Below are 26634 nucleotides of genomic sequence, written 5' to 3'. Positions count from 1 at the left end.
CCTGTATTGGCGAACAAATGTACAGCACCGCAAACAGACAAGAGCCGCTGTTACCAGCGGCTCATACATTTCAGGTCATAACAGGACACCTGGTTTTAGAATGCGTAACGGGCACCAATCTGATAGCGCGCGCCCAAATCAGTCAAAAACCACAGCTGCGCTTCATTACGGGCGTGCTGTCGGTCATTTTCACCAGTGATATTCAAGCCTTCCACAAACACCGTCAGGTCTTCACTGATGTCATAACTGACATTCACATCTATCTGCCAGTAAGCTTCCACATAACGAGGGTTACGATCCGCGCCTTTATTGACTTCAGCCAGGTATTTATCCCGCCAGTTCCAGGCAATCCTGGCCTGCCAGCCCTCTTTCTCATACATGGCAATCAGGTTGGCCGTGTCACTTAGGCCCAACAGCGCAAACTGATCCTCGTCAGGGTTAGCCTCATTGTCAAAGCCTACGTCACCCCGCACTATGGTGTAGTTGGCTTGCACACCAAAACCGCTGTCCCCGAAGAAGTGCTGAACAGCCAGTTCGGCACCATACAGCTTGGCTTCGCGGCTGTTATCCGGAATACTGGTACGGAAGGTGGTTTCAGGGTCCGACTCGTTGGCCAGCAGATCATAGTCACGTTCAATATCTATTATGTCCTGCGGAGACAGATTATTGTATTCACCCGCGCCACCAGGGAAGTCGGTTGGATTATTCAGAATGACCATCATGGTAAACAGCGACGTGTTGTCGACCAGTACCCCCAGATCATCCAACGCCTGCATCGCCGCCTGGGCTCTTGGCCCGCCGGTCACATCACGAATGCCTAAAATCTTCTGGTCCACTTGCCGGCGACCGATAAAGTTGATGACGTTTTTCTGAAACAGACCAACAGAGGCATAACTGTCCGGGCTGTAATACCACTCAAGCGACAGATCGTAGTTGGACGACTCCAGCGGCAGAAGGCCAGGGTTGGAGCCATCAGCCGTAGGCTGTGCGCCGAGCAAGGTGGAACCGCCACCGCCGCCAAAATTACCGTACGACACACCCAAGTCACCGAGGCCGGCACGACCAATGGTTTTACCAAAAGAGAAACGGCCTTTAAGATCCTCGGTAATATCCAGGCTGAAATCCAGGCTGGGGAGCAGGTAGTCGTAGTCACTGTCCAGTGCGGTTGGCTCTGCGCCTTCACCCGGGTGAGAGTTGACATCGTCATTGCTGTCCCAGGAGAAATACACAGGGTTGACCAAGGAGGTGGACGTCACATCGGTTTTTTCATAGCGCAGGCCGGTCAGTACGTCAAAAGGCATACCGCCCAGCTCGCCGCCTAATGCCACCTGGAAATATACCGCCTGGGTTTCTTCTTTGATCGTATTATCTGCGGACAATGCTGTCTCTGATGCAGTAGGAAGAGCAGGATTGGCATTGGGATACAATTCCAGTGCCGCATCATATAATGCCCTGGCATCGGCAATAAAGCCGTAGCCTCCCGGCATAGTATCGTAATCGTCAAACTCTCCGGGCAGGTCAAAAGGTTGAATCAGGCCATAAGCATCGAATTCACCGGGGAAGGCGACGCCCCACCCGCCCAGGTTATCGATATTGCGGCCAGCAGTTTGCATAGTGCGGGATTCCATAGTGCGCAGCTCCACACCAAAATCAAAGCGCCCGTCTTCCAGCAGATACTGACCATCCAGTTTAACCTGTGAAATTTCGGTCTTCTGGCTGGCGTTACGCAAGCGCGCCACCGACGAGCCCACATCACCTGCATCCACCTGACCATTGTTATTGGCGCCGCGAATACTGTCGTCATAAACGTTTTTATAGGTCGGCAGATCCATACCCCAGAACCATTCGCGGGATACCACGGTGGGCGCGCCCAACCCTACGGCCAGCTCGCCCGTATTGCGGGGGCCGGTACCCCGGCTGTACATTTCTGAGTCGTGCGCATCCAGAGTCAGCGAGAAATAGTCACTCACATTGTATTGCAGATTCAGACCCAGTGACTTAAGTGTATTAGTCTGTTCGCGCCACTGCTGTTCATAACCTTCGTCCACCCCACCATCATACTCTTGCATAATGTAAACTGGGGTTCTTACCGCGCTGTCGTCAAATTCTACAATGCGGGTATTTCCGCCGCCCTGCACCCAGTTGGTAATTTCACCGCGCTGTTCCTTAATTTCATTTTCGGCAAAGGTGTAATCCACTGCCGCGGTCAGGGCATCATTGGGGCGAAACTGTAAGGTCAGTTGCGCGTTATCCCGTACCCGCTCGGTGTTGGAGAAGGCATAACGAATATCATTAGGACGGGCAAATAACTGGCCATCCTGCGGCGCATTACGGTAGTCCACGTCAGGGTTACCATACAGATCACCACCTGGATTACTGTCGTCCCAATAGCCGATATTCCAGGCATTGACCGTCGCGCCTGTATAGCCCGAGTCTCTTTCCTGATGGCTGAAAGACAACCCCACCCCAAAAGTGGATTCGTCATTGGCATAGCTCATAATACCGGACAGTTCCGGGGTCAAATCATCCCCGGTGCGGTTAGTAGTGTCATGCACGGCTTTAACACCGGCACTGGCCACAAAGCCTTCACTGTCCAATGGTTTGGCGGTGATGATATTCAAGGTCGCACCCAGACCACCGGTAGTGATATCGGCCTTACTGGTCTTAAACACTTCTACCGATTTAATCGACTCAGAGGCCAGATTAGCAAAGTCGAAGGCGCGGGTACTTCCCCCACGGGTGGTGCCATCGGCACCAGAGCCTGCCCCATAGGTGGTGGCAGCAGGCATGGTACGGCCATTAAGCGTCACCATATTATTGTCACCACCGAAGCCCCGCACTGTGACTTCTGAGCCTTCGCCATTGGTACGACTGATCGATACGCCACTAATACGTTGCAGGGACTCTGCCAGATTGGTATCTGGGAATTTGCCGATATCTTCGGCAGAAATGGCATCCACCACCCCCATGGAATGGCGCTTAATGCTGGTTGCTTGCTGCAGACTGGAGCGCATACCACTAACCTGAATGACTTCCACCGAGTTTTCCTCGGAAGCCTCAGTTTGCTGCGCCTGCAGTGGCATGGCTAGCGATGTCCCCAGCAGCAGGGAAATGCTGCTTGCCAGGGCAGTTCTGTTAAACATCGTTGCTTTGTTCATGTTGTTGTTCCCACTTACTTTTATTATGTGAACTAACGCTCATCGTGCGAACAGGCAGAATGCTCTCACAGCTGTTCCCTTTGTATGCGTCAGTCAGTTCCCATTGACCGGAGCAACAGCTTTTATCCGGCCCATTTTTATATCTGTCAGCATTGTAGTGGTGAGGTCGATCTATTTATTTTGCAAAAAAACATTACCCACTATATTTTTTTAACAATTAATAAACATTCGTTTATTGAAAGGGACTGAGCCAGCAAGGCAAAGGTAATCAGGGTGTTAAGATTGATGACAGACCGCCTTAGTCACTTAAGTGAGAAAACATAACGATCTGTCACCGTAAATAGCCTGTTTGCGGCGAATCACGTCGCCGCTTGGATGTCATTAATCGATATATTGACTCTCAGGAGGTCCCAGGTAGCTTGGATAGAGACCGCCAGTATCCAGAATCAGCTTTTGCAGCACTACACCAGGATCTCGCAGGTAGACGCGTAATTTTTGATGACCCGGCTGCTCAACCTTAATTGGTGTAGTGACCTTACGTAAGCCATCGAGCACTGTACGCTCCCATTCTTGTTGGCTGTTATCTGCGAGCATATCCAATGTAACAGGTGTTTGTTCATCTAGTCCTACCGCAAGACGCATCCCTCGATCAGGAACGAACCCTAAACTGGGAGCGAGCCACAGGTGCAGATCAAATTCTCCCTGACTAAACAAATACAGGGGGAACTCTAGGTAAGGCGTTGCTTCATGGGGCTGCCATACATAGTCAATATGTGTAAAAGAGGAGGTCGATTGACCAAAGTAGCCATGACCAGGAACAGTAGCCCACCAGGCTTTTTCAGTATTTCCTCGGATATTAGCGCGGGCTGCGCTCATGGCAACATAACCGTCAGCTTCAACAAATCCACTCCCCTTTGGTGGGGCATTTTTTTTGGCCTGCACAAAAATACGTGCTCCTCCCCATCCCGTACCTTGCACATGCACCCACCCCTGATGCTCTCCAACAGGTAATTGCTGCCAGTCAATACTGACCCAAACACGCTGAAGCGTTTCAACATTACCAGTTTCGTGACTTAAGGTTATCCAAGGTGCTGATGTCTTAGCGATGAAATCAAACGGGGCACTCTGTTTGTTAAACACATCAATGTAACGTTGTTTTTGACCATACAAAGTAAATTCAGGCAGCACCAAATCTTGCCCTTCAGGTTCATTAAGCGGCCATGAAAGAGCGCTACCTTCAATAGCGACACCCATGTCCGCGACAGCCTCGACAACCGGCTCATGAACGGATAACACTGGCATTAAATTGGCTGGAGGGTTTCGCCAGTATGTGTACCCAATATGCGGCTGTGACATCATATGCATCCAGCGTCCACCCGCCAGTTGGTGATATTTCGCCGCCAGTTGCTGATCGCGGTTAAACCAATAGCGTACCTGGTCGGCATAGTCATTGGTGGTCACACGCCCCTGCTTGCCGTGCAGACGGTTAAGGGCCAAGTTATGGTTAAGTTCAAACACCGCCTGAGTGGCCAATAGTGGATAGGCCACCAGTTGAAAATAGCTGTCCTGGTAAACAGGCGACAGCACCTTGGCCACTTGCTGGTTTAACTCTGCTAAGGCCTTAAGCTCAGCCGACACCCGCCCGGCTTCGTTGTAATGCAAAATGCTGTAGGTCTCAGCCTCAACCGCCTCTGGTTTACGCCTGCCATTGTGGCGGGTATAGCCATCGAGGATGCGGGCAATATCCGCTGCGTATTCAGGGCCAAATTGCTGACTAGCCCACTGCTTGCTAAAAGCGGCCTGAGTGGCGGCGGTAAAAGCAGTGGGGTTCCAGGCCATACGCAGAAAGAAATCGGTGGGCAGTTCCATGGGCTTGAGATCGCCAACATTGACTATCCAGATACGGTCAGCCTGATATTGCCAGGCCAAGTGCATCTGCTCCCAGATTTTGGCAATAGGAACTGTGTTAATCCAGCGGTAGGAACGCGGCCCGCCAACATAATCAAAATGATAATACACTCCGGCCCCACCGCTGCGTTTGCGCTCTTCTGCGGTTGGCAGGCGGCGGATATTGCCAAAATTATCGTCGGCCCACAGCAGGGTTACATCATCAGGCACTCGCATACCACGTTCATAAAAGCCCTGCACCTCTTTATACAAAGCCCACACCTGTGGCACCTGGCGAATGTCGCCTGAGAAAGTTGCAGAGAGGATCTCACGCTGATCCGCCACAATCTGTTCCAGAAGGCCGATATTTTCGCCTTCGCTCATGGGTTCGTCCTCCTGGCCGCGCATGCCCAGGGTAAACAGACTTTCCACTTGCTTATGCCGCTGCGCCCCCTGTTGCCAGAAGCGATAGATATTGTCGCGATTGGTGGAATACTCCCAGGGTCCTTCTCCATAGCGGTTCCATTCCTTGTCCGCGCGCATCATGGGCTCATGATGAGAGGTGCCCATTACGATACCCATTTCATCCGCCAGCAGCGCGTTGCGAGGGTCATCATCGGCAAAGGCGTTATTCCACATAGCCGGCCACAGGTAATTGGCTTTCAAGCGCAACAGCAGCTCAAACACATGCTCATAGAATTGTCTATTGAAGTTACCAAACTTATCTTTCACCCAGTTAGTTAAGGCGGGCGCTTCGTCGTTAAGAAAGATCCCCCGATACTTGATTTGCGGGGCATCTACAATAGCTTGTGAAGCTTGCACATATAGACTGGATTTTGCTTTAACTGGAACATCTGCCCACCAATGCCAGGGCGAAACGCCAATGGCTTCAGACAAAGTGTAAACCCCATAAATAGCGCCCCGCTTATCACTACCGGCAATCACTAAGGCACTTTTTACGCCGGGTAATGGCTGCTCAATTACTTGGATTTGATAAGCCTCCCAGCGGCTATTAATAGCGCTGATATCCAGCTTTCCCTCCTGCACCAGTCGATCCAGTAAGGCACTTCGTCCAAGACTACCGATAATGACCAATTGCTCGCTTTCTGCCTGAGAGCCCAGCTTCAGCGTCTTGCCTGTCACTTTAAAAATATCATCGCGCAAATTGGCAACTGCGCGGTGCAAACCAGGGTAATCGTCACTATCGAGATAAATAGCGGCCTGAGAATCGGGTTGCACCAGCGCAAATGAATCTGTCTGCGCCTGCTCACTCACCCACTCATCTGCCTGCAGTAAAAAGCTGATAAGCCCAATAAGCCCGCACAAGATCCTTAGAATATTCATTGCTAGATGTCCTGTTTCTCAAGACGACTATGCAGTCCCAGCATTGTGCCGACGAACCCTCCTGCAACCTGTGTGCTGAGCAACTTTCCATCAAAACTGCCGCCAAGGGGTAACCAGGTTTCACCATCTAGTTGATAGAAAAAGCGTACCTTATCTTTATCGCCTTCAATCGCCAGACCTATCTCAGTGTCCCCTGACACTGACAGCTGTTCGGATGCAATGATATCTACCCCTTCACCGTCTGCTTGCTCCAAAAATATGGTGGTGCCATTAGATGAGCGGCGAACTCCTAAATAATAATGATATGCTTCACTCTGCAATGCAGTTATCCCAGCGGAAAGTCCCGACGCAGACAATGTCAGTGCGGTACTGGCCCGATAATGCATGTGCTGTTGGCGACGGCCAATAAAGCTCACAGGCTCCAAGCTACTTAACCTACCTGCTTGGGGTTGCACCTGTAACTTGTCATTTGCAATTTTCAACCATTGCCGGGCGAAATCACGCAGTAGACTCCAGTGAAAATTGAGTGCAGGCTGGTTAAATTCGTCTCGCCAGGTGAAATTACCGGTAAGTGGCTCTAGGACTGGGTGATTATCAAGGCCTGCGGGTCTTACTGGCCGGTAAGTGACGGTCTCTCCTGCGGGTAAAATAGTCGGCCAGTCGTCTTGCCAGCTAACAGGCAACAAAAATGCTTCGCGCCCAGTATTGTAGAATCGCTGATCATAAGCTCGAGTAGCCAGAAAAATAGCCCACCATTCCCCGTCTGGAGTCTGAACGATATCTGCGTGACCAGCAGTGGTAATAGGATCAGGTCGGCTTGGATCCAGATCACGCTGAGTCAGGATAGGATTCCCCTCATATGGCTCAAAGGCTTGGTCAAGACTACGAGTGCGAAATACGACTTCCGAATGCTCATCAGCTGTACCCCCCTCAGCGCACAGCAAGTAATACCAATCGTTGATCTTATATAGATGCGGAGCCTCAATCCAAATAGGTTGTTTGCTTAGATCGACTCCCCCATTCACAATTATTCTGCCGCTGCTGGCCTTAACTTTTTGCAATTTGGGATCAAATTCCCACAGCCAGATAGCCCGGTGTCCTTCATATAAGGGCTCACCAGGCGGTGGACCATTGTGAGCTATATAAACTCGTCCGTCATCGTCGAAAAAGATATCTGGATCTATGCCATCCAACTCTGGTAACCATACTGGATCTGACCAAGGCCCAGCAGGGTCAGTAGCTGTTACAAAAAAGTTACCACCGTTATCTATCAGGGTCGTAATCATGTAAAACACCCCGTCGTGATAGCGTAAAGTGGGAGCAAAAATACCCCGGGATCCTCTTGCACCAGAGACATCCAACTGCGATTCGCGAGTAAGGGCATGGCCAATGAGTTGCCAATTAACCAGATCACGGCTATGCAAAATTGGCACACCTGGCGTGTACGTAAAAGAGGATACGGCCATATAATAGTCATCGCCTCTACGGGTAATACTAGGATCAGGAAAGAATCCAGCTACCACCGGATTTTGATACTGGTCTGGTGCAAGGGGTTCAGCAAAAACCGGGTCACTACCTTGGTATTCAAACCATGAAAAACTGGCTTGCGCCGTTTGTGGTACTGCGACAGTGGCTCGTTGCTCAGTGCAACCCAATAATCCCGTCGCCAATAGGATGAAGGTCAATACAATACGAATTCTCATGGTTGCGACTCCAATCCATTTGCCATCCCCACCAATGCAGGTTTGTCAGCAAAGTTATCATCAAATAGAAGCGGCCAGTCCTGGCGTTGTTTAAAACCCGGGATCCAGCTGTCCCCATCGGTCAGTCCCCACACTGTTATGCCCCCGCGTAATTTTGGCGGCACGGTATCTAAATAGGCCTGAATTACTTGCTGATAACGTTTAGCCTGCAGCTCAGCCACCGCCGGGCTCAGCGCGTCATATTGTTCAGACTGATTTACCGCAATATCCAATTCGGATATTCGTACTTTGATGCCTCGCTTGGCAGCCCTTGAAAAAGCGTCACGTATAGCCTCTAAGGAGGGTGACTCGGTGTCGATATGTACCTGAAAGCCCAACCCGTCGATTGGCACTCCCCTAGCAAGAAAGTCATCTAGCATGGCCAACACTCTGTCCAATTTAGCAGGTACTGCACCGCTGATGTTGTAATCGTTGTAATAGAGTTCAACGTTAGGATCGGCTTCTCTGGCTAACCTGAATGCACGCTCTATATAGCCGGGACCTATGTTGTTAAACCAGATTGTTGGCCGGTAGTCACTTGGACTATCATCAGTAAAGGCTTCATTCACTACATCCCAGCTTTTCAACTTTCCGGCGAAATGTGTCGCGACATTTCGCACATGTGAATCAAGCATTTCAGTAAAGCGATAGGCTGGGCCTTGATACTCATCCATCCAGGGCGCTGCTTGCGTATGCCATACAAGGGCATGACCATGCACGACCAGCCCATGGGACTTGGCATAATTAACCAGCGCATCAGCATGAGTAAATTCAAATTCACCAGGCCGAGGCTGTAAGTAAGCCATCTTCATCCCATTTTCCGCGGTCAAACTGGAAAAGTGTTTCTCGACCAAAGCTTGTCGCTGCTTACTCCTCAGTAAGCTGTTCGGCCACGGATCAACTGGAACTGCAACACCAATTGGGAAATCAGCAATAGACTTAAGTGCCAATGGTGTTACGTTGGCCATCACTGCACTTGATATCAACCAGGTACTAAGCAATAACCACTTAGGTTTAAATTCAAACAACATGTTCCTTCCTCCTGTTTACTGGACACCGGCAAATAACGGATGTGAGCTTACTCTGTCCTGATCAGTGAACATGCCAGAATTAGATGGAAAAACATGTTTTTAATCAACGTTGTAGGGCTTATGAAAGCGGGCAGTCGGGTTGCGTTTTTTTATTTTGACAGTGAGACCTGACACAAATAAGTGCAATGGTGATACGCCAAGACGGTGTCTGACGTTACCCGGAAACTGATCTTGCCTCTTCGACTTTCTGTGCTAAACATTGAATAGAGAGGGAATTTGAGAATACAAAATGAAATTTTTGGCGACTTACAGTTACGATGAATCTCTAGGTGTATTGTTTTCTACCGCCAAGGGCGTGGCGGATCCAGGCGACATACTCGCCCTTTATAATAAACTGCATAGTCTCGCCAATCGCCATCAATGCCGAAAAGCCCTGGTTGACTTACGACAAGTTCAACTTAGCTATGATAGCGCCAGTGTGCTTTCGATTTTAGATAGGCTTGAACCTCTGTTGTGTAATTTACAGATAGCCCGAATCGTTAAGCCTACCGATGCACGTCAACAGTTCGTGCAAGCCTATGCCGAGCAATTAAATTTGCCACTGCGTAACTTCTACCAGGATCAGCAAGGTCTGGCGTGGTTAATCAGCTCCCCAAATACTCCCACAGAAGCTCAATCAAACGAAGAAATGCTCAGCTAGCGACACTGCTTTTATGGCATAATAGCGGACGATATCGTCAACCAAGTGTCTTCATGAGCAGTCGTTTTCCCGTTCCCTCCGCCCCTCATCAGTATGAGTTTGAGATCAAACGCAGCCGATTTTTAACTGTGGTGGAACGTGCGGTTAATCGGGAAGCAGCCGAAAACGTCATTCGCCAGCAACGTCAGGCACATCCACAGGCAGCCCATGTTTGCTGGGCCTACATAGCGGGTTCACCAGATACGACGGTACGTTCCATGAGCGATGACGGCGAACCCTCAGGCACCGCTGGCAGACCTATGCTTAAAGTGTTGGAACATTCCGGGTTAGGTGAGATTGTGGTCGCCGTAATTCGCTATTATGGCGGTATCAAACTCGGCACCGGCGGCCTGCAGCGAGCATACTCAGATGCCGTTACCGGCGCTCTAAAAGACCTTCCCACCACGCAGTGGGTGCCTCGCACGGCCATTACCATCGAGTTCGATTATCCACTCGAGTCCAATGTACGCCACTGTTTGAGCCAGTTTGATACTGATGAACCGGCCACAGATTACGCCAATCAGGTGAGTATCCATTTTGCCATTGCAGACAACCAAAAAACACAATGTCTGCAGGCACTGACAGACTTATGTGCGGGCGCAATCCAGATAGGCGAACTCGACCAACAATGAGATTAGGGCACGTTAATGCCCTACCAGCAGTTTTTTCAACTGAAATAAATCGGTTATTTCATAATGTGGGTCGATACCCTCAGGCCTGACCTGACCTTCTACATTTAACCAGCACGTGTGAATACCGGCATTCAGCCCTCCCAATACATCGGCATGCGGGTTGTCACCCACCATCAGTACCTGATCTTTGGGGGGATTGCCAAGTAAGGCCAGAGTGTGTTCGAAAATGCCTTTATGCGGCTTAGCCACCCCTATCTGCTCGGAAATTACCAGATGATGGAAATGTTCGCTGACACCGTTACTATCCAAGCGCATCTGCTGCATACGGGTAAAACCATTAGTGATGATCCCCAAGGTTGCTTTACCGCTTAAGGCGTCAAGAAGCTCACGCGCTCCCGGCAATAATTTGCTGGTCTGTCCCATAGCTTCAACAAAATGGGTGTTGATCTCGCCCGGACACATCTCATGCTTGTCAGCCCAATGTGCAAAACGGCGTCTTTGTAATTCTTCGGAACTTATTTCACCGTCCTGATACTGACGCCACAGCGGCATACTAACATCCAGAAAGTGCTTAAAATCCAGCTCTTCGAATGCTTGTTCAAAACGCGAAAATGCCAGCTTCAAGCCAGCAAAGGCGTCAAAGTCAAACAAGGTATCGTCAGCGTCGAACAGGATCCATGGGTACTGCATCAGGTCTCCTTAGCAGGCATATAGGGAAGCATGTAGAAATGGGGCCATGGCCAGCACCAATGCCTGGTGATAGGCGCTTTGGCGCGTTTCACGTCCATTGGTAAGTAAACCAATGGCACCACCTTTATGCTTAATGTTTATCTCGCCAAATAATCGGTCCATCACCGGCCCCAACTCCTGACCTTGCAACAAGGCTTGCCAGACAGTTTGAGGTAGGGGCAAGTTAGCGCTGCGCCCAACGCTACGCTGCTGATTATTGGCAATCACCACATAGGCAAAGGTAGCGGGGCCGTCGATAAAACTATCCACGCCCCCTTCAGCAGCCACATAGAAGTCAGCCTCCACAGCGGCTTGGCAAGCTTCAACCCTATTTATTGCGCCCAAGCGGGTGTCTGCCTCGCTCATAGGTTGGTCTGCCACCCCCGATGCCGCACTCATGCCCTGGCAGCTTATCTGGTAGTCAGGAAACAGGGCTTCAAAGGCACCGCTAACGGCTGCCACTTTCACAGGGTTGGTGGAACCCACCACAATACTCAGCTTTTGCATACTTTCTGCGAATAACAAAAGCGACATTGTGCCATATCCCTATGACAATTTGTCGCTCATATTGGCTAACAGGCTATAGATTTGCTGAATACTATCTCACCACAAAAAGCTAGAAATAGTACTCCAGGCTAAGCTGAACATAGTCATCACGACGCAGCAAATAGGCGGGATCGGAAGGGGCATCGGAGCTGAAAAACCAGCCGTCCACGCGCCATTTCCAGTTATCGTTGATACGGCTGGACGCTTCGATATAGCCACTATGTCCGCTGCTTTCATCAAGGTCCTGGATATAAGCAATCAAGATTTCCGTGCCACGAATATCGTTGAATACCAAACGAGTACCCACCATCAGGTCGTTCTGACCGAGGCTGGTCGCCATTTCATCCCGCTCGTCATACTGGTATTCCATTAACCAACCTATGTCATAGGCGGTTTCAAACACCCCCACAGTGGTGTGTTCAAACCCTGCGGTCAGGGCGTAATAGCTGTCCTGGTCGGTTTTACGGTGAATAGCTTCCAATTTATACAAGGTAGCCCCAACGACCGTCAGCATGTCCAGCCCAATTTGCTGCATCTGTGCGTAATAAGGTCTGAGCACTTGTTCGTCACCCGTCATGGCTGGAACAAAAAGCGGCTCGCGGTTAGTACCATCGAACCAGGACAACCCGATCTCGGTATCGCCAAGATAGCCCATGTAGCGAAATGCCCAATCCAGGTGTTTCTGCTCATCGTCAGACTCATATAAGGGATTGTCTGTGTCAATCCTCAAAGGTGCGCGAAAGCGCCCTTCCATACCAGCGAAGGTCCGCTCGCGAAAATAAGGCAAAGCAAACAGGCTCAGTGTTCCCCAATCCTGAATTAAGGAAAACTGCACCATGGGTTGGCCGAGCTTCTCTTCACCGTCGATGGCTTCGACAAAATCCGTTTGATTAATAACATCGACTAAATGCTGGGACTCAGTTTGCCCCCAGAAAACCTTGCCAATCCCGGCCCTGAACTCCCAAGCATTGCCCACATGCAACCACATCAGTTCACGCACATCCATATGTGTGCGCTCACTGTCACGGCTGTCATAGCGGAAAAATGCCTTAAAGTTCAGGCTGTCAGCACCGTCATTGATGCTATAGTAAAGCTCCGGCTCAATAAAGACCGAAAGGTCACTGTCATGTTGCTCAGGGTACAAACCATCCTGAAAATAAAAGCGCTGCTCAATGGCGCTACGGATATTGGTCTGCGTGTCTGCCAGCGCCGAACCGGCCAGTAACACGCCCAAAGTAAGTAAGGATGTTTTCACCCAACTCTCCCTATTTAGCACGCTTCAGTGCCGCCTGGCTGAAATCATCTTCACTCAGGCCGGTACGAAAACGTAGCTCGTGTGTAATCAAATCAGTACTTTTTCTGGTCTGGTGATTCTTCATCGACAATTTCATCGGACGCCAGTATTTATCCAAATACAGCTGATAGTCGTGCATGGTGAGTGTTTTCAGCAAGCTGTCTTTACGATCATAAAACTCGACCTTCTGTGCACGATAGTGTTCTTTATCCAGCCAGGTTATTAATTTGGTATAACCTGAATGCTCGTATGCGGGTTGCTGTTCTATTACAAAGCAGTCCATCCCCTCATATTGCTCATCTCGCAGGTATTTGTAATTAAACTTCGCAACTTCAAACGAGCTAAGGTCTTCAAAAGCAAACTCACTGCCCATAAAAGGGCCGGATTTATTCTTTGATGCGATGCGTTTAACCCGTTTGAGGGCAGGTAAATACATCCACTGCTCATCCGGCTCTATGGCGTGAGAGTAATTCAAAAACGCTGTGCCTTTCACATCAGCGGGTTGGTCAAAAATGGTCAAGCCCTTGTCGCCGTCATTCTGCACCTCAAGCGTCAGTAGACGCATACGACGTTCAATTTCCTGACGACTGGCATTGCGCAAAATCATGCTGGCTTCGGCCTGATTATCCTGCCAGCCGAGATCACGCTGCTTACGCTCTTTGGCAATAGCCAAACCTTTTTCTTCCGCTGTTTGAGCCTGCACTTGTATCACCAGCAACAGGCTTAACAACAGGCTAAACAGTGGTTTGAAGCTTCTTATCCGTATCATCTGCGTTATCCTCTTTTTTCACGCTGCTTTTATCAAAAACCATTAAAAATGCCGGCAGGAACAGGAAATCAACTGCCAGGGCAACCAAAATAATAATGCCCGTTAACATACCCATATCGGCATTCACGCCAAAATTGGAGAAAGACAAAATAGCGAAGCCGGATACCAGCACCACTGTGGTGATCCACAAGGCTCGACCCACACTACTGAAAGCATAGCGCACGGCCTGCTCGGCATCCGCTCCATCTTTTCTGGCCCGCTGATACTTGGCGAGAAAATGTACCGTATCGTCGACAATGATACCAAGGGACATACTCATTACCACCGATAAGCCCATATTGATCTGGCCAGAAATCACTGCCCAGATACCAAAACCTATTCCAGCCGGCAGCAGATTGGGTAACAAACTGATTGCCCCCATTTTCCAGGAACGCAATGCCACCACCAACAAAGCAGAAATCAGAATAAGTGCCAGCACCGTGCCACGCAGCATACTGGCCATATTGGTTTCGCCAATATGAGCAAACATAAGCGATGGACTGGATGCTCTCACCTCAATCTGTGGCGCACGTTGTGCAAGCCAATCTAAGGCTCGCTGCTCAAAGGCAGTGAACTCTTTGCTCCCCAGGTTTTCCAAGGTCGCCATTACCCGAGTGGCAGACTTATCCAGATTGATCTGGTTATTCAAGTCCAATCCAAACGGCAGGGACATTTCGTACAGCAGCAGATACTGAGCGGCCAACTCACGATCTTCCGGTAATCGATAGTAGCTATTGTCATCCGCATGCATGTTTTTATTTAAACGCATGAAGGTGTCGCTGATACTTGCCACATGGTCAATCTCAGGTTGTTCACGCAACCACTGAGTAAATTCGGCAATAACCTGAAGATTTTCTGGCTTATTCAACGCCGATGGTTCGCCCAGAAACAAGCCGAAGTCCATGGTGGCCATACCACTGATATGCTCTTCCTGATAATCCGCGGCAAATCTGAATGGCATGGACTTATTAAAATACTCGGTAGCCTGGTCATTCACTTCATTTTTCAGTGTGGCACCAATAGCCACCAGCGTCAGTACAACGGTAAAGGGCAGCAAGCGTTTATGGTTGGCAATCACCCACTCAGCAAAAGCTTCCATACGTCCTGATGATGCTTGTTGCTTAACTGTGACGCGCATAGGCAGCAGCAACAACAACGCCGGCAACATGGTCACCGACAACACAAAGGCCAGCATGATTCCCATGGCCGTTAGATTGCCCAAATCAGCCAAAATCGGCACATCTGAAAAGTTCAGAGTTAAGAAACCAATGGCGGTAGTTACACTGGTGATAAACACCGGCATCAGATTCAATTCCATGGCATAGTGGATGGCTTCAGCTTTGCTCTTACCCTGACGCAGTCCATACAGCATAGATGAGATAACATGCACACAATCCGCCACGGCCAGCGTCATGACTAATGTGGGCACATTTACCGTCGCAGTACTCAGGAATATACCAACCCAGCCGCTGATCCCCATAGTTGCGACGATAGTGGTAATCAGCACCACCACGGTCGACAAGGTGCCGGTAAACGAACGCAACAATATCCACAACATGAGAATAATGGTCAGGAACATCAGTGGCACCAGCGTACTGGCATCATGCTCAGCGGACGTCACAAACGCATCGTTCAGATAAACAATCCCGGTATGATAAAACTGATGTTGGGGATAGGTTTCGGATAATTCATGACTTAGTTGACGTGCTGCCGCTGCCACATCCCGAAACGCTTGGTCCAACTGTTCTTCTGGGAGCTGCACGGTGATATTAATCATGGCAGCCTTACCATCGGCAGCTACCATCTTATCGACCAGTGCCGGCTCTGCCAAAGCCACCTGTCTGGCCTTTTGAATCTCAGCCTGACTCATGGACTGAGGATCTTCAAACAGATCCTCGACTAATAGATCATCTTCCTCAGCCGAGGTATGTTGAAAGTTAGTAATAGAATCAACCCTGGTGGCATAGGGAATGCGCCATGCGGCTTCAGTATAATCCTTAATCAACGCCAGGGTTTGCGGTGAAAACACGTCACCGGATTCTGGGGCAATAACAATGCTGGCATTTTCACTTTTGCTGAAAATGCTCTGCATATCTTCGTAAGCCTGCAATTGGGCATTACCTGGCCCAAAGAAGATCTTGTAGTCCCCTCTGAAATACAGATTCTTACTGCCAACAGCGGCCGCGACAATCAATAACAAGCTTAGACCTAACGTTAACCAAGGCCTTAACAATATGGCATTTAACCAAACCGCTCTCATGTGATTTTCCCCTTAGCACCAGAGTGCTTGCTATGTTCCTTCAACGTCGACAACTCATCGGCAAAAACTTCCATACCAACGCGCTGCCAACTGTCCCAATAATCAAACTCGCTGGAAAGTGGTAACCACTGCATACCATCCAACATCAAGTTCATGTTGAACATGAGCGTTTTCTCCTCTTCCAGTGCCTGCACCAACTGTGCCGTGCTGGCAGCCAGCATCAGGGCCGTAGAGCCAAACGCCATGGCCCAGGCTGCAAAACTCAGTTGAGCAAACTCGGCCTCTTCTCGCCCTTGCAGATCCCCATCTTCCATCGCGAGCACAAATAATTGATTACAGACCTCGGCCAGTTGTTGCTCCAACACAAATTGTGTATCCAACCGCTCCTGACTGGCTCGCTCAGCCACCGCAGGAGTTTTGGAGGTCAGCACGCAATAAAATAAAGTAGGATGCAATAGCGCATGCAAGCGGTAGGCAAAACATAACGCCAATAATTTCTCTCTGGCATTACCTTTGAAATTTGATGCTTTATGGAAGAGTTGCAGTTCGGTTTTCATGGCTTTGATACACAAGGCACTGAGCAAATCTTCTTTACTGGAAAAGTGGTTATAGACGGTGCCTTTGGAGTAGTCACAGGCAGCCACCAGTTTATCCATGGTCAGGCCACTAAAACCATGTTCTTCCATCAAACGTTCCGCCAGACACAGCAATACCTGCTCCCGCTCGGCAATAGCCTGTTGGCGCTTGGTTTTAAATTTCTTGAACAGACAAGGGCTCTTATCTGTATCGCAACCTATTTTAAAATTCATTTTTGACGAATCGTCAACTTGACGAATCGTCATAATAGTTCGTTTTCCATGCAAAGCAAGGACGATTTTGTACAAAAACACTAAGAAAATGCTGCAATAGCATTTGGATTGCGAGTGCCAGTGTTTTTAAGCGATTCTAAGGTGCAACAAACCATTGAGTTTGTTGTTGAGTCAAAGCAAGAGGAGCAAAAGATATCTTCAACTTCACAGGCTGAAAAAGAACACCAGCTCCGTTAAGCCTAGGAGTTAGTCAAGCTTCCACCGTAACCACCATGCACAAAACGCATACGCTAAGCATATTTTACATACGTCTTTTCATACCCAAATCGTTTAATATTTATCCATGGCGGTGCTCTTCCGCCCAAGCAGCAACAAGTTACGGAACAAAATCATGGCAAAGCAAAAATCTGAGCCTGGGCGTCCTGCCCCAGGGGCAAAAAAGAACCATACCAGTCCCTACACGGTAGCGTGTAAGCAAGTGGGGCTATTGCATTTTAATGTGGTAGGCTCACCAACCAGTCAAGCCGCCAAAGAAAGCCTGAATTTTTTACGTAGCTGTAACTAGAGCAGATTTAGTGGGCAGTTGAACAACAAGCTCAACTGCCCGGTTTCGTCATATCCCGGTTTTCTCACCAACGACGACTAAGCATCGCGATGTTGACCTTCTCTTTATTCGCCTAAAACGGCAAAATACCCCTCTTTTTTCTCTACGGTGTGTTTAGCCATGGCGCAACTGTACTTTTACTATTCGGCCATGAACGCCGGTAAGTCCACCTCCCTATTGCAGTCAGCCTATAACTACAAAGAACGGGGGATGCATGTTGCGCTGTTTACCGCTGCATTGGATGATCGCTTTGGTACTGGCGTGGTTGCATCGCGGATTGGTTTACAGTCTGAAGCGGAGCTATTCGGCCAGGATACTCATCTGCTAGAACGCATAAACCAATTAAACCGCCAACAACGTGTCGACTGTGTATTTATCGATGAAGCGCAATTTCTGACTAAACAACAAGTACAGCAACTGACCTTCGTGGTTGACGAGCTTAAAATACCGGTTTTGGCCTATGGTCTGCGCACAGATTTTGCTGGCGAAACCTTCGAAGGTAGCCACTATCTGCTGGCCTGGGCGGATAAATTAGTAGAGCTGAAAACGGTCTGTCATTGCGGCCGTAAAGCGAACTTTGTGGTGCGTATGGACGAACAGGGGCAAGCGGTAAAACAAGGAGCGCAGGTGGATGTAGGCGGCAATGATAAATATGTGTCTATGTGCCGTACCCACTTTAGAAAACTGGTTTGGGAGTAATACAAACAGATGGAATACGCCGCTCTGCTGATGTTTGTGATCTCAGCATCTATTACCCCAGGTCCAAATAATCTGATGTTAATGGCATCAGGCCTTAACCATGGAGTTAAGCGCAGCATTGGACACCTGCTCGGGGTAGATATTGGTTTTACCCTGATGGTCGTGGCGGTTGGATTAGGTATGGCTGGCGTATTTACTGCCTTCCCTCAGTTACACGATGTGCTGAAAGTAGTAGGCACCCTTTATCTGCTGTGGCTGGCTTGGCAAATTGGCTCAGCACCGGTGGATGGCATTAAACTTAAGGATCGTAAGCCCTTTAGCTTTATGCAGGCGGCCCTATTTCAATGGGTGAATCCCAAGGCCTGGATCATGATAGTTGGCGCAGTGGCAACTTATACAGAGGCAGGTAGTAACTACACCTGGCAAGTCTTGCAAATTGCGCTGTTTTTCTTTGTCTTTGGCACACCTTGCACCATAGTCTGGCTACTGTTTGGTACCAGCCTCAAGCGCTTTATCAACACGCCGGGCAATCTGAGGCTGTTTAATATCAGTATGGCCCTGCTGCTGGTCGCTTCCTTGCTGCCAGGCTTGCTGGATCTGGTAATGCAGCGCTGAATTGCCTCAATTTACGCGCAATCCTGGTATGGTGTTCAATCGGCATTAGTGTTGAACACCATGGTATCAGGAGCACTGTGGGAATTAGTTCAATGTTTACCGCTTCCAGCGCTGATTGCAAAGTACAGCAAAGAGCTCAGTTATCTGCTAAGTGATATTCCCGATAAAGACACCGGTGGCAGAAGCCTCCCCCCATGCTATCAGCCGGTGGTGCAGCGCCAATAGAAGCTTGAAGAAGAATTAGCCGAACGGGCGGGCATTTTATCCATTTGGATGTCAACGCAGTCATCAAAGATGGGCAGGAAAAACGCTATCGGATGTGAAGCAGCCCATGCCTGGGATTACCAGATTACATACAACAATTTTTTATTCAGCTAAGTCCTTGGTATCTGCCATTGGCTATTGCAATTAGACAACACTTCACTAAAAATAAATGTATACATTTTTCAAAAGGTATACATTTTGTGCAAGTTGCGAAAAGATCTGAGCCTGTCGGCTATTAGCGCGGGTTTTGTCGCTGTGTTGGTTGGCTTTGCCAGTTCAGTGGCGATCGTTTTTCAGGCTGCTCAGGCCGCAGGGGCAGACCAGGCCATGATGATATCCTGGATAGGTGCGCTGGGTTTGGGTATGGGACTGACCTGTATTGGCTTTTCCTGGTATTACAAGGCACCGGTTATCACGGCCTGGTCAACACCGGGCGCGGCTCTGCTGGCCAGCAGCTTAGTCGGCGTTCCTATAGCTCAGGCTATCGGTGCCTTTATGTTTTGCGCTGTTTTAACCATCTTACTGGGTGTATCAGGTGGATTTGACCGTCTGATGCGGCGTATTCCTGCTTCCATTGCCAGTGCCATGCTGGCTGGCATTCTGGTGCAATTCGGCCTGGCTATCTTTACTTCCTTGCGGGCCGAGCCAGGGCTAGTGGCTGCTATGCTAATCAGCTACCTGCTTGCCAAGCGCTGGCAGCCCCGCTACACCATTATGCTGGTTTTAGCGGTGGGGCTGCTTGGCAGCAGTCTGATGAATAAACTGGATATCAGTCATGTTGCATTGGCATTCAGCCAACCCGTGCTGGTTTGGCCCGAATTTGATCTAAGCGTGTTACTGGGTGTGGGTCTGCCCCTTTTTATTGTGACTATGACCTCACAGAATATTCCCGGCATTGCTACCCTCAAAGCCAGCGGATATCAGCATATCCCCATCTCACCGCTACTGACGGGTACCGGCCTGACTTCGCTAGTCCTAGCCCCGTTGGGTGGTTTTGCCTTTAACCTGGCAGCCATCACTGCCGCCATTTGTACTGGCCCGGAATCCCATACTGACAGCAGCAAACGCTATGTGGCAGGCCTGTCAGCCGGTTTCTTTTATATTCTGGCCGGCCTCACTGGCGCTTCAGTGGTTGCATTGTTTATCGCTTTGCCTGTGGCATTAGTAGCGAGCGTCGCTGGACTGGCATTATTAGCCACTATAGGTAACAGCCTGTCCTTAGCACTCCAGGATACCAGTGAACGGGATGCTGCCCTGTTATGTTTTCTGATTACGGCCTCAGGCGTGAGCTTCTTTGATATTGGTGCCGCGTTCTGGGGGCTGATTGGTGGTATGCTGACCTTGTACTTGAGTAAGAAATAACATGAGCCTGTACGACAAACTTAAAGCAGATTTACAAGCCGGTCGCTTCGCACCCGGCACGGTACTTAAGCAAAAAGAATTGGCCGAACATTATCAGGTCAGTCGTATCCCTGTCCGGGACGCCATACTCAAGCTGAAAAACCAAGGATGGCTGACCGATCATGGTAAATGTGGAGTGGCCGTACCTAAGTTTGACGCCCTCGAAGTGGAAGATATTTACCTGATGCGCATGCGTCTGGAACCTTTGCTTCAGGAATTGGCCATACCTAAATTAAATGCCGAAGTTCTGGGGCGGGCAGAGGATCTGCTTACTCACATGGACCAACCTGGGCTGTCGGCCACAGAAATTGGTGAGCTGAACTGGCAGTTTCACGCCTGCCTCTATCAGCCGGCCCAACGTCCCACCCTGTTTGCGGTGGTGGAACATCTTCAGCGTCAGTGCCAGCGTTACATTGGCTACCAGTCTTTGAGCCTGAATTACCAAGCACGCAGCCAAACTGAGCACCGCACATTGTTGGATGCCCTGCGCCAAGGCAAAGGTGAGTTGGCTGAGCGCTTGCTACGCGAGCATATCAGTGAAGCCGGTCAGGCTTTGGTTAAGTTTTTGCGCTGAGCGTTTAATTACCTATGTCCTGACTATCCTGACGAAACAAAGACTCCAACTGCTCACGACCTCGTTTGCTGCGTTCTATCAGGGCATCCATATCGTCCAGCTCTTCGAGAGTATTAGCCAGTAAGGTTTCATCATGCTTACGAAACACTTGCACCAAATAGTCCGCGCGCGCACTGGATACACCATAAGCTTTGAGCACATGATTAGCCGCTTCCAAGCTACCGGAATAAACTTCACGTACCAGATCGGTTACCCCGATACGATGGAGATTGCGCACCGTTAGACGGTTATGTGCCCGGGCGATAATATGGATATGGCCAAAATGCTCCCGCACCAGTTCAGCAATTTTCATTACATCGCTTTCACGGTTAACGGCAATCAGCAGCACTTTGGCCTGCTCTATCCCCGCAGCCCGGAGTAGGTCTAATTTGGTAGCATCACCGTAGAACACCTTATTGCCAAACTGTTGAACAAAGGCGATATGCGCGGCGTCCTTATCCAAGGCGGTAAAAGGGATCTGGTTAGCCGCCAGGATCCTGGCGCTCATCTGGCCAAATCGGCCAAAACCAGCAATCACCACTTGAGGGTCATCGACATTACTGGCCGTATCATACACAGGTGGACACTGGCGACTGTTTATCCAACGGCTGTACAAAATAACCAGGGGCGATGTCATCGCCATGGAAATCCCCACAATCAGGCTAACCTGATTAGCCAGCGTTGCATCTAGTAGTCCCTTACCGGCAGCCGTGGTCATCACCACAAAGGCAAATTCACCGCCTTGCGACAGCATCAACGCCACTCTGACAGCATCGCCGTTATTCTGACCGGCCATGATTAGCAGACCACCTATAATCAAGGTTTTAATCACCACCAGCAGTAAACTGGCCCCGACAATAAAGCCCGGATCATCCAGCAATAATTGCAAATCCAGATTCATCCCTATGGCAATAAAAAACAGCCCCAGCAGCAAGCCTTTAAATGGCTCTATCTCGGTTTCCAACTGATGACGGAAACTGGAGTTAGCCAGCAACATACCGGCCAGAAATGCGCCCATCCCCATAGACAAACCGGCTTGTTCCATTACCAGAGCGGTCGCGATGACAATCAAAAGGGCTGCCGCCGTCATCACTTCTTCATTGCCATAGCGGGACAGCAACCTGAGGAAAGGATTTAACAGATACCGACCAACCACCAACACCATCAAAATAGCCGATAAACTCAGCCACCAGGGCGGCGCAGTGCCATCACTGCCGGCTAGAGATTCCACCAGCAACAGAATGGGAATGACCGCCAGATCCTGCATCAGCAAGATGGCAAAACCTTGTTGACCCGGTGGCGTTTTAAGAATGCCCTGCTCTGCCATCAGTTGAATAGCAAAGGCGGTAGAAGACAATGCCAGCGCCAAGCCTATCACCAGGGAGGGTTGCCATTGCTGCGAGGCTCCGAATACCAATGCCCCCACCAACACCAGTGAAGTAATCAGTAGTTGGCCACCACCGGTAAGCACCACAGCCTGGCGCATAGACCACAGTTTTTTCGGTTCAAGCTCAAGGCCAATCACAAACAGCAGCAGGATAACCCCAAGCTCAGCAACATGCAGAACATGGTCAGGCTCGTGAATAAGCCCCATCAAAGATGGCCCTATAATCACCCCGGCAACCAGATAGCCGAGGATGGCACCAAGTTTAAGGCGCTTAAACAGTGGCACTGCTATCACGGCGGCGATAAGAAAGACTAATCCGGTTGCCAAAGCTGACATCTGTGTTCCTCAATTATGGGCAGTTTGGTGTATTCCAAACTCGTCACTACTGGGCAAAGAAAACACTAGACCAAAAGTGGAATCTATTTAAAATCAATCAGTAATAGGAAAATAATAATAGTACGCAAAGGAACTTGCTATGCACGCCTTACTATCCACAGTGATCTTTAGCCTGGTTGTATTTGCAGCCATTAAAGCCGAAGCAAACCCCAATCAGCACCAACTCCCACTTGAATCTTTCGGCAGTTTACCAGCAGTCAGCCAGGTAAAGCTTGCGCCTGATGGACAACATCTGGCCATGCTCAGAAATGAGTCGGGAAATACCTTAATTATGAGTGTCAATCTCCAAAGCATGGAGCCGAAGATACTGGCCGTTACCGACAATCAGAAGTTCAAGATTAACTGGTATCAATGGGCGAATAATGACACCTTACTAATCAGTGCCCGCTTCCCCACCAAACGCTACCGGGTTGAGGTAACCGAAACCCGCTTACTCAAAGTGAATATCAGGGGGGACAGTGAACTTGAGCCAGCATTTAAGGCCAGAACATCCGGACTGTCTGATGATCATGCCAGCCAATTTCAGGATAACGTCGTCAGCTTGCTTCCTGAGGACGATGAGCACTTTTTACTGGCTGTAGATGCCGATATCCCCAATCTTCCGAGCGTATACAAGTTAAGCTTAAAGCACACTGGCCGCCAGAAACTTCAACAAGCCAAAGAAGACATTCACGATTGGCATGCTGACAGACAAGGGCGAGTCAGGCTAGGGGTTGGACTGGACGATACCCGCGTGTTCTATGTGCATAAAAATCTGCAAACCGATGAGTGGGAGACCCTGTGGGAGTACCAGATTTTTGATGCACCCGATATTAACATTTTGGGTTTTGATAAAGACCCCAATATTCTTTACATCCGAGCCCTGCACAACAACAGATACGCCATATTCAAAGTTGATCTGAGCAAAGATAAAGCACACAAAGAACTGGTCTACGCGGATCCTGATTACGATATTGAAGGCCGTCTGCTGTATTCATATAAAACCGGTGATGTTATTGGTGTAACACATGGCGAAGCTGATAATGGCCGCATCTATTGGGATAAGAGTTATCAGGATTTTCAAAAAGCCCTGGATAAAGTATTGCCCAACGCATCAAACATTATCGTCAGTATGAGCAACAACGAGCGCCAGTATGTACTGCTGAGCTTTATTGATGATCAACCCGGAATATACTTCGTTGGTGACCGTGATACTCGCAAGTTAGATGTACTGTCGTCTCAATATCCATTGCTGGATGAGAATAACCTGTCCGGCAAGGTTAAAGTGCAATACCAAGCCCAGGACGGCTTATCCATTGAAGCCTATCTGACCTACCCCAGACATATCACCGAACAGCAACCACTTCCTGCCATTATCCTACCCCATGGCGGCCCCATGGCCCGCGACTATGGCGGCTTTGATTGGTTAACGGAGTTTCTCGCCAACCGGGGCTATCTGGTACTGCAACCCAACTTTAGGGGGTCATCAGGTTACGGCTTTGATTTTGAGCAAGCCTCAGTCCAGGGCTGGGGTAAAGAGATGCAACGTGACTTGCAAGATGCGGCGGATTGGCTTGTTGCTCAGAAACTGGCGTTACCAGAACGTATTTGTCTGGTGGGTGCCAGCTATGGCGGCTATGCCGCCTTAATGGGCGTGGCAACACAAGGGGATACCTTTAAATGCGCAGCCAGTATCAATGGCGTAACAGACTTAACCATGATCCTGCGAGAGTCCCGTCGCTACACCAATAACAAAGTAGTGAAGAAGCAGTTAGGCGAAAACACCAAGCAACTGCGCGCCACCTCGCCCCTGCATCTGGCAGAGAACATTAAAGCACCAGTATTGCTGTTACATGGTGAGGCAGATCGGGTTGTACCGGTCAAACACAGCCGCGAAATGGCAGAAGAGCTGCAGGATCTGAAAAAGAATGTTCGTTATGTGGAATTACCTAAAGGTAACCACTATCTGGAGATTGAAGAAAATCGCCTGACGGTATTGCGGGAGCTTGAGGGTTTCCTTAACTCCTATCTGTAATCTTACCGGTTGGCAGGCTGTTGTCAGATGTAATAATTTGACAACAGCCTGCACAAAACAGGTAGCATTAGCCCATTCAGTTCAGCTAATCACAGTTGTCTATGCCAATCGATTTTCGCCGCAAACTCAGTACTGCTCGCCCTTATGGGAAACACAGTGAAACTTTACCACTAGACATTCGCAAGCTGGAACGAGCGCTGGAAAGTGACCGCGGCAGAATCATTCAGTCAGCGGCCATTCGCCGTTTGCAGCAAAAAACCCAGGTTTTCCCGCTGGAGCGCAATGCTGCGGTGCGTTCACGCCTGACCCACAGTCTGGAAGTACAGCAGACCGGGCGATTTTTGGTGCGCACGCTGTACGATAAGTTAGGTGACAAAGCGGCCGACTATGGCCTGGATGGCTTTGAAAGGGCGGTCGAGTCGCTGGTGGAGATGGCTTGCCTGATGCACGATATCGGCAATCCTCCATTTGGTCATTTTGGTGAAGCGGCCATTACCAAATGGTTTCGTGATCATCTCAGTACTCTGCCGGTATTTGATAAGCAGCCCGACAGCCCGCTGAAAGATAAAATAATAGCGGACCTTTCCAGTTTTGAAGGCAATGCCCAGGCGATTCGCCTGGTGCATTCACTGCTGGGGCTGAATCTGACTTATATGCAGGCCGCCTGTGTGCTGAAATATACCCGCCCCGCTTATGAGGCCAAGCCAGCTAAAGACCAGCCACTTAACTATCTGCGTAAAAAACCCGGCTATTATTTATCCGAGCTAAGCTATGTTGAAGCCCTGCAACAGGAGCTTGAACTGGGCCAGTATTGTCGCTACCCCCTGGCGTATTTAATGGAAGCTGCTGACGATATTTCTTACTGCCTGGCCGATATTGAAGATGGGGTAGAAAAAGGGCTGCTGAACTATCCGCATTTAACCCAATTACTCATCGAGGAATTCGACGGCGCAGAAGGATTGGCCAATGTGCCCTTCCTCCCCGGCAATGGCCGTGAACCACGCAGTTTTCGCCAGGTAATGGATTATGTACTAAAACGCGCCGAACAAGAGCCGCTGAACAAAGCTCACCAGTATTTTATGTGGCTGCGGGTTAGCTTAATTCACCCGCTGGTTCAACATGCTGTCGAGGCCTTTGTGGAAAATATTGAGAGCATTTATAGCGGTAATTTTAACCGCGCATTGCTGGAAGATGATTCCCTTAACCACCGTTTAATCGAGACCTTCAAAAAAGTCGCCATCAAGCATATTTTCAGTGTGGCAGAGGTTGAAACCCTTGAGCTTCAAGGCTACAAAATCATCAGTGAGCTGCTCAACCAGTACCGGCCTCTGCTGGCACTCTCGGCAGACGATTTCCAACAAGTTATTGACGGTGGTCATCGCGACCTTTTGATTGAATCGCGTCTGGCTAAACGCCTGGCCAATAAACATATCAGCGCCTATCAACTGGCGGTAAAACACTTAGATACAGACATCCCTTTGTGGGAGGGCTACTACCGCTGCCGACTGATTCAGGATATGGTCAGCGGCATGACAGACCAGTATGCCCTGGATGAGTATCGCGAACTCCTGGCCCTGAGCGCGTAGTCATCAGGCCAAAGGATTCAACGGACGAGCGCTGTGAATTCGAAGTGTCGGAATAATATGGCCTGCTACGCAGGCC

19 protein-coding genes are annotated in these 26634 nt (G+C 49.5%); 8 read left to right on the top strand and 11 right to left on the bottom strand.

Annotated features, from left to right (window positions below; all coding sequences use genetic code 11):
• Positions 1–95: 95 nt before the first annotated feature.
• The 4 genes from J0A65_RS01855 to J0A65_RS01840 form a co-directional block, all read right to left on the bottom strand.
• Positions 96–3158, bottom strand: coding sequence for a TonB-dependent receptor (locus J0A65_RS01855; RefSeq protein ID WP_206592405.1), 3063 nt, complete (start codon positions 3156–3158; stop codon positions 96–98).
• A 381-nt stretch (positions 3159–3539) separates the two neighbouring features.
• Positions 3540–6389: a glycosyl hydrolase 115 family protein gene (locus tag J0A65_RS01850; RefSeq protein ID WP_206592404.1), complete on the bottom strand. Its 2850-nt coding sequence runs from the start codon at positions 6387–6389 to the stop codon at positions 3540–3542.
• A 2-nt stretch (positions 6390–6391) separates the two neighbouring features.
• Positions 6392–8092 carry a glycoside hydrolase family 43 protein gene (locus tag J0A65_RS01845; RefSeq protein ID WP_206592403.1) on the bottom strand — a complete coding sequence of 567 codons (1701 nt, stop codon included), beginning with the start codon at positions 8090–8092 and terminating at the stop codon, positions 6392–6394.
• Positions 8089–9162, bottom strand: a complete 1074-nt coding sequence (locus J0A65_RS01840) for an endo-1,4-beta-xylanase (protein ID WP_206592402.1) — start codon at positions 9160–9162, stop codon at positions 8089–8091. The genes J0A65_RS01845 and J0A65_RS01840 overlap by 4 nt, the downstream gene beginning before the upstream one ends.
• Before the next feature lie 289 nt (positions 9163–9451).
• Here J0A65_RS01840 and J0A65_RS01835 point away from each other — a divergent pair, with 289 nt between their 5' ends.
• Together J0A65_RS01835 and J0A65_RS01830 are read left to right on the top strand one after the other, a co-directional pair.
• Positions 9452–9862 carry a hypothetical protein gene (locus tag J0A65_RS01835; protein WP_206592401.1) on the top strand — a complete coding sequence of 137 codons (411 nt, stop codon included), beginning with the start codon at positions 9452–9454 and terminating at the stop codon, positions 9860–9862.
• A 53-nt stretch (positions 9863–9915) separates the two neighbouring features.
• The gene (locus J0A65_RS01830; RefSeq protein WP_206592400.1) at positions 9916–10533 is read left to right on the top strand and encodes a YigZ family protein; all 618 of its coding nucleotides are present in this window, start codon (positions 9916–9918) and stop codon (positions 10531–10533) included.
• Between the two features lie 12 nt (positions 10534–10545).
• Here the strand turns inward: J0A65_RS01830 and yjjG are convergent, their stop codons facing one another.
• The 6 genes from yjjG to J0A65_RS01800 all read right to left on the bottom strand — a co-directional run bounded on the left by yjjG (position 10546) and on the right by J0A65_RS01800 (position 17012).
• On the bottom strand, positions 10546–11223 hold the full coding sequence (yjjG, locus tag J0A65_RS01825; protein ID WP_206592399.1) for a pyrimidine 5'-nucleotidase: 678 nt from the start codon (positions 11221–11223) through the stop codon (positions 10546–10548).
• Between the two features lie 9 nt (positions 11224–11232).
• Positions 11233–11769 (bottom strand): inosine/xanthosine triphosphatase, encoded by a 537-nt coding sequence (gene yjjX / locus J0A65_RS01820; protein WP_206592398.1) that lies wholly within the window; start codon positions 11767–11769, stop codon positions 11233–11235.
• Between the two features lie 109 nt (positions 11770–11878).
• Positions 11879–13063: a hypothetical protein gene (locus J0A65_RS01815; protein WP_206592397.1), complete on the bottom strand. Its 1185-nt coding sequence runs from the start codon at positions 13061–13063 to the stop codon at positions 11879–11881.
• Between the two features lie 10 nt (positions 13064–13073).
• Positions 13074–13871 carry an outer membrane lipoprotein-sorting protein gene (locus J0A65_RS01810; RefSeq protein WP_206592396.1) on the bottom strand — a complete coding sequence of 266 codons (798 nt, stop codon included), beginning with the start codon at positions 13869–13871 and terminating at the stop codon, positions 13074–13076.
• Positions 13837–16170 (bottom strand): efflux RND transporter permease subunit, encoded by a 2334-nt coding sequence (locus J0A65_RS01805; protein ID WP_206592395.1) that lies wholly within the window; start codon positions 16168–16170, stop codon positions 13837–13839. The genes J0A65_RS01810 and J0A65_RS01805 overlap by 35 nt, the downstream gene beginning before the upstream one ends.
• Complete coding sequence (locus J0A65_RS01800) at positions 16167–17012, bottom strand: TetR/AcrR family transcriptional regulator (RefSeq protein ID WP_206592394.1); 846 nt, start codon at positions 17010–17012, stop codon at positions 16167–16169. Before J0A65_RS01800 ends, J0A65_RS01805 begins: the two co-directional genes overlap by 4 nt.
• Before the next feature lie 691 nt (positions 17013–17703).
• On the opposite strand from J0A65_RS01800, the gene J0A65_RS01795 reads away from it, so the two are divergent.
• The 4 genes from J0A65_RS01795 to J0A65_RS01780 all read left to right on the top strand — a co-directional run bounded on the left by J0A65_RS01795 (position 17704) and on the right by J0A65_RS01780 (position 21136).
• Entirely contained in the window at positions 17704–18282 is a 579-nt protein-coding gene (locus J0A65_RS01795; protein WP_206592393.1) for a thymidine kinase, read from the top strand.
• A gap of 9 nt (positions 18283–18291) precedes the next feature.
• On the top strand, positions 18292–18897 hold the full coding sequence (locus J0A65_RS01790; protein WP_206592392.1) for a LysE family translocator: 606 nt from the start codon (positions 18292–18294) through the stop codon (positions 18895–18897).
• A gap of 462 nt (positions 18898–19359) precedes the next feature.
• Positions 19360–20523 carry a benzoate/H(+) symporter BenE family transporter gene (locus J0A65_RS01785; protein WP_206592391.1) on the top strand — a complete coding sequence of 388 codons (1164 nt, stop codon included), beginning with the start codon at positions 19360–19362 and terminating at the stop codon, positions 20521–20523.
• A gap of 1 nt (position 20524) precedes the next feature.
• Positions 20525–21136, top strand: a complete 612-nt coding sequence (locus J0A65_RS01780) for a GntR family transcriptional regulator (protein ID WP_206592390.1) — start codon at positions 20525–20527, stop codon at positions 21134–21136.
• A gap of 4 nt (positions 21137–21140) precedes the next feature.
• Here J0A65_RS01780 and J0A65_RS01775 read toward each other — a convergent pair whose 3' ends face one another.
• Complete coding sequence (locus J0A65_RS01775) at positions 21141–22898, bottom strand: monovalent cation:proton antiporter-2 (CPA2) family protein (RefSeq protein ID WP_206592389.1); 1758 nt, start codon at positions 22896–22898, stop codon at positions 21141–21143.
• A gap of 139 nt (positions 22899–23037) precedes the next feature.
• Between J0A65_RS01775 and J0A65_RS01770 the strand changes: the two genes are divergently transcribed.
• Entirely contained in the window at positions 23038–24972 is a 1935-nt protein-coding gene (locus J0A65_RS01770; RefSeq protein ID WP_206592388.1) for an alpha/beta hydrolase family protein, read from the top strand.
• Positions 24973–25073: 101 nt separating this feature from the next.
• Positions 25074–26558 (top strand): dGTPase, encoded by a 1485-nt coding sequence (gene dgt / locus J0A65_RS01765; protein WP_206592387.1) that lies wholly within the window; start codon positions 25074–25076, stop codon positions 26556–26558.
• Positions 26559–26634: the final 76 nt, after the last annotated feature.

Origin of the sequence: Bowmanella yangjiangensis (assembly GCF_017255015.1) — a bacterium.
Taxonomy (GTDB): Bacteria; Pseudomonadota; Gammaproteobacteria; order Enterobacterales; family Alteromonadaceae; genus Bowmanella; species Bowmanella yangjiangensis.
This window is presented reverse-complemented; position numbering and strand designations above follow the sequence as displayed.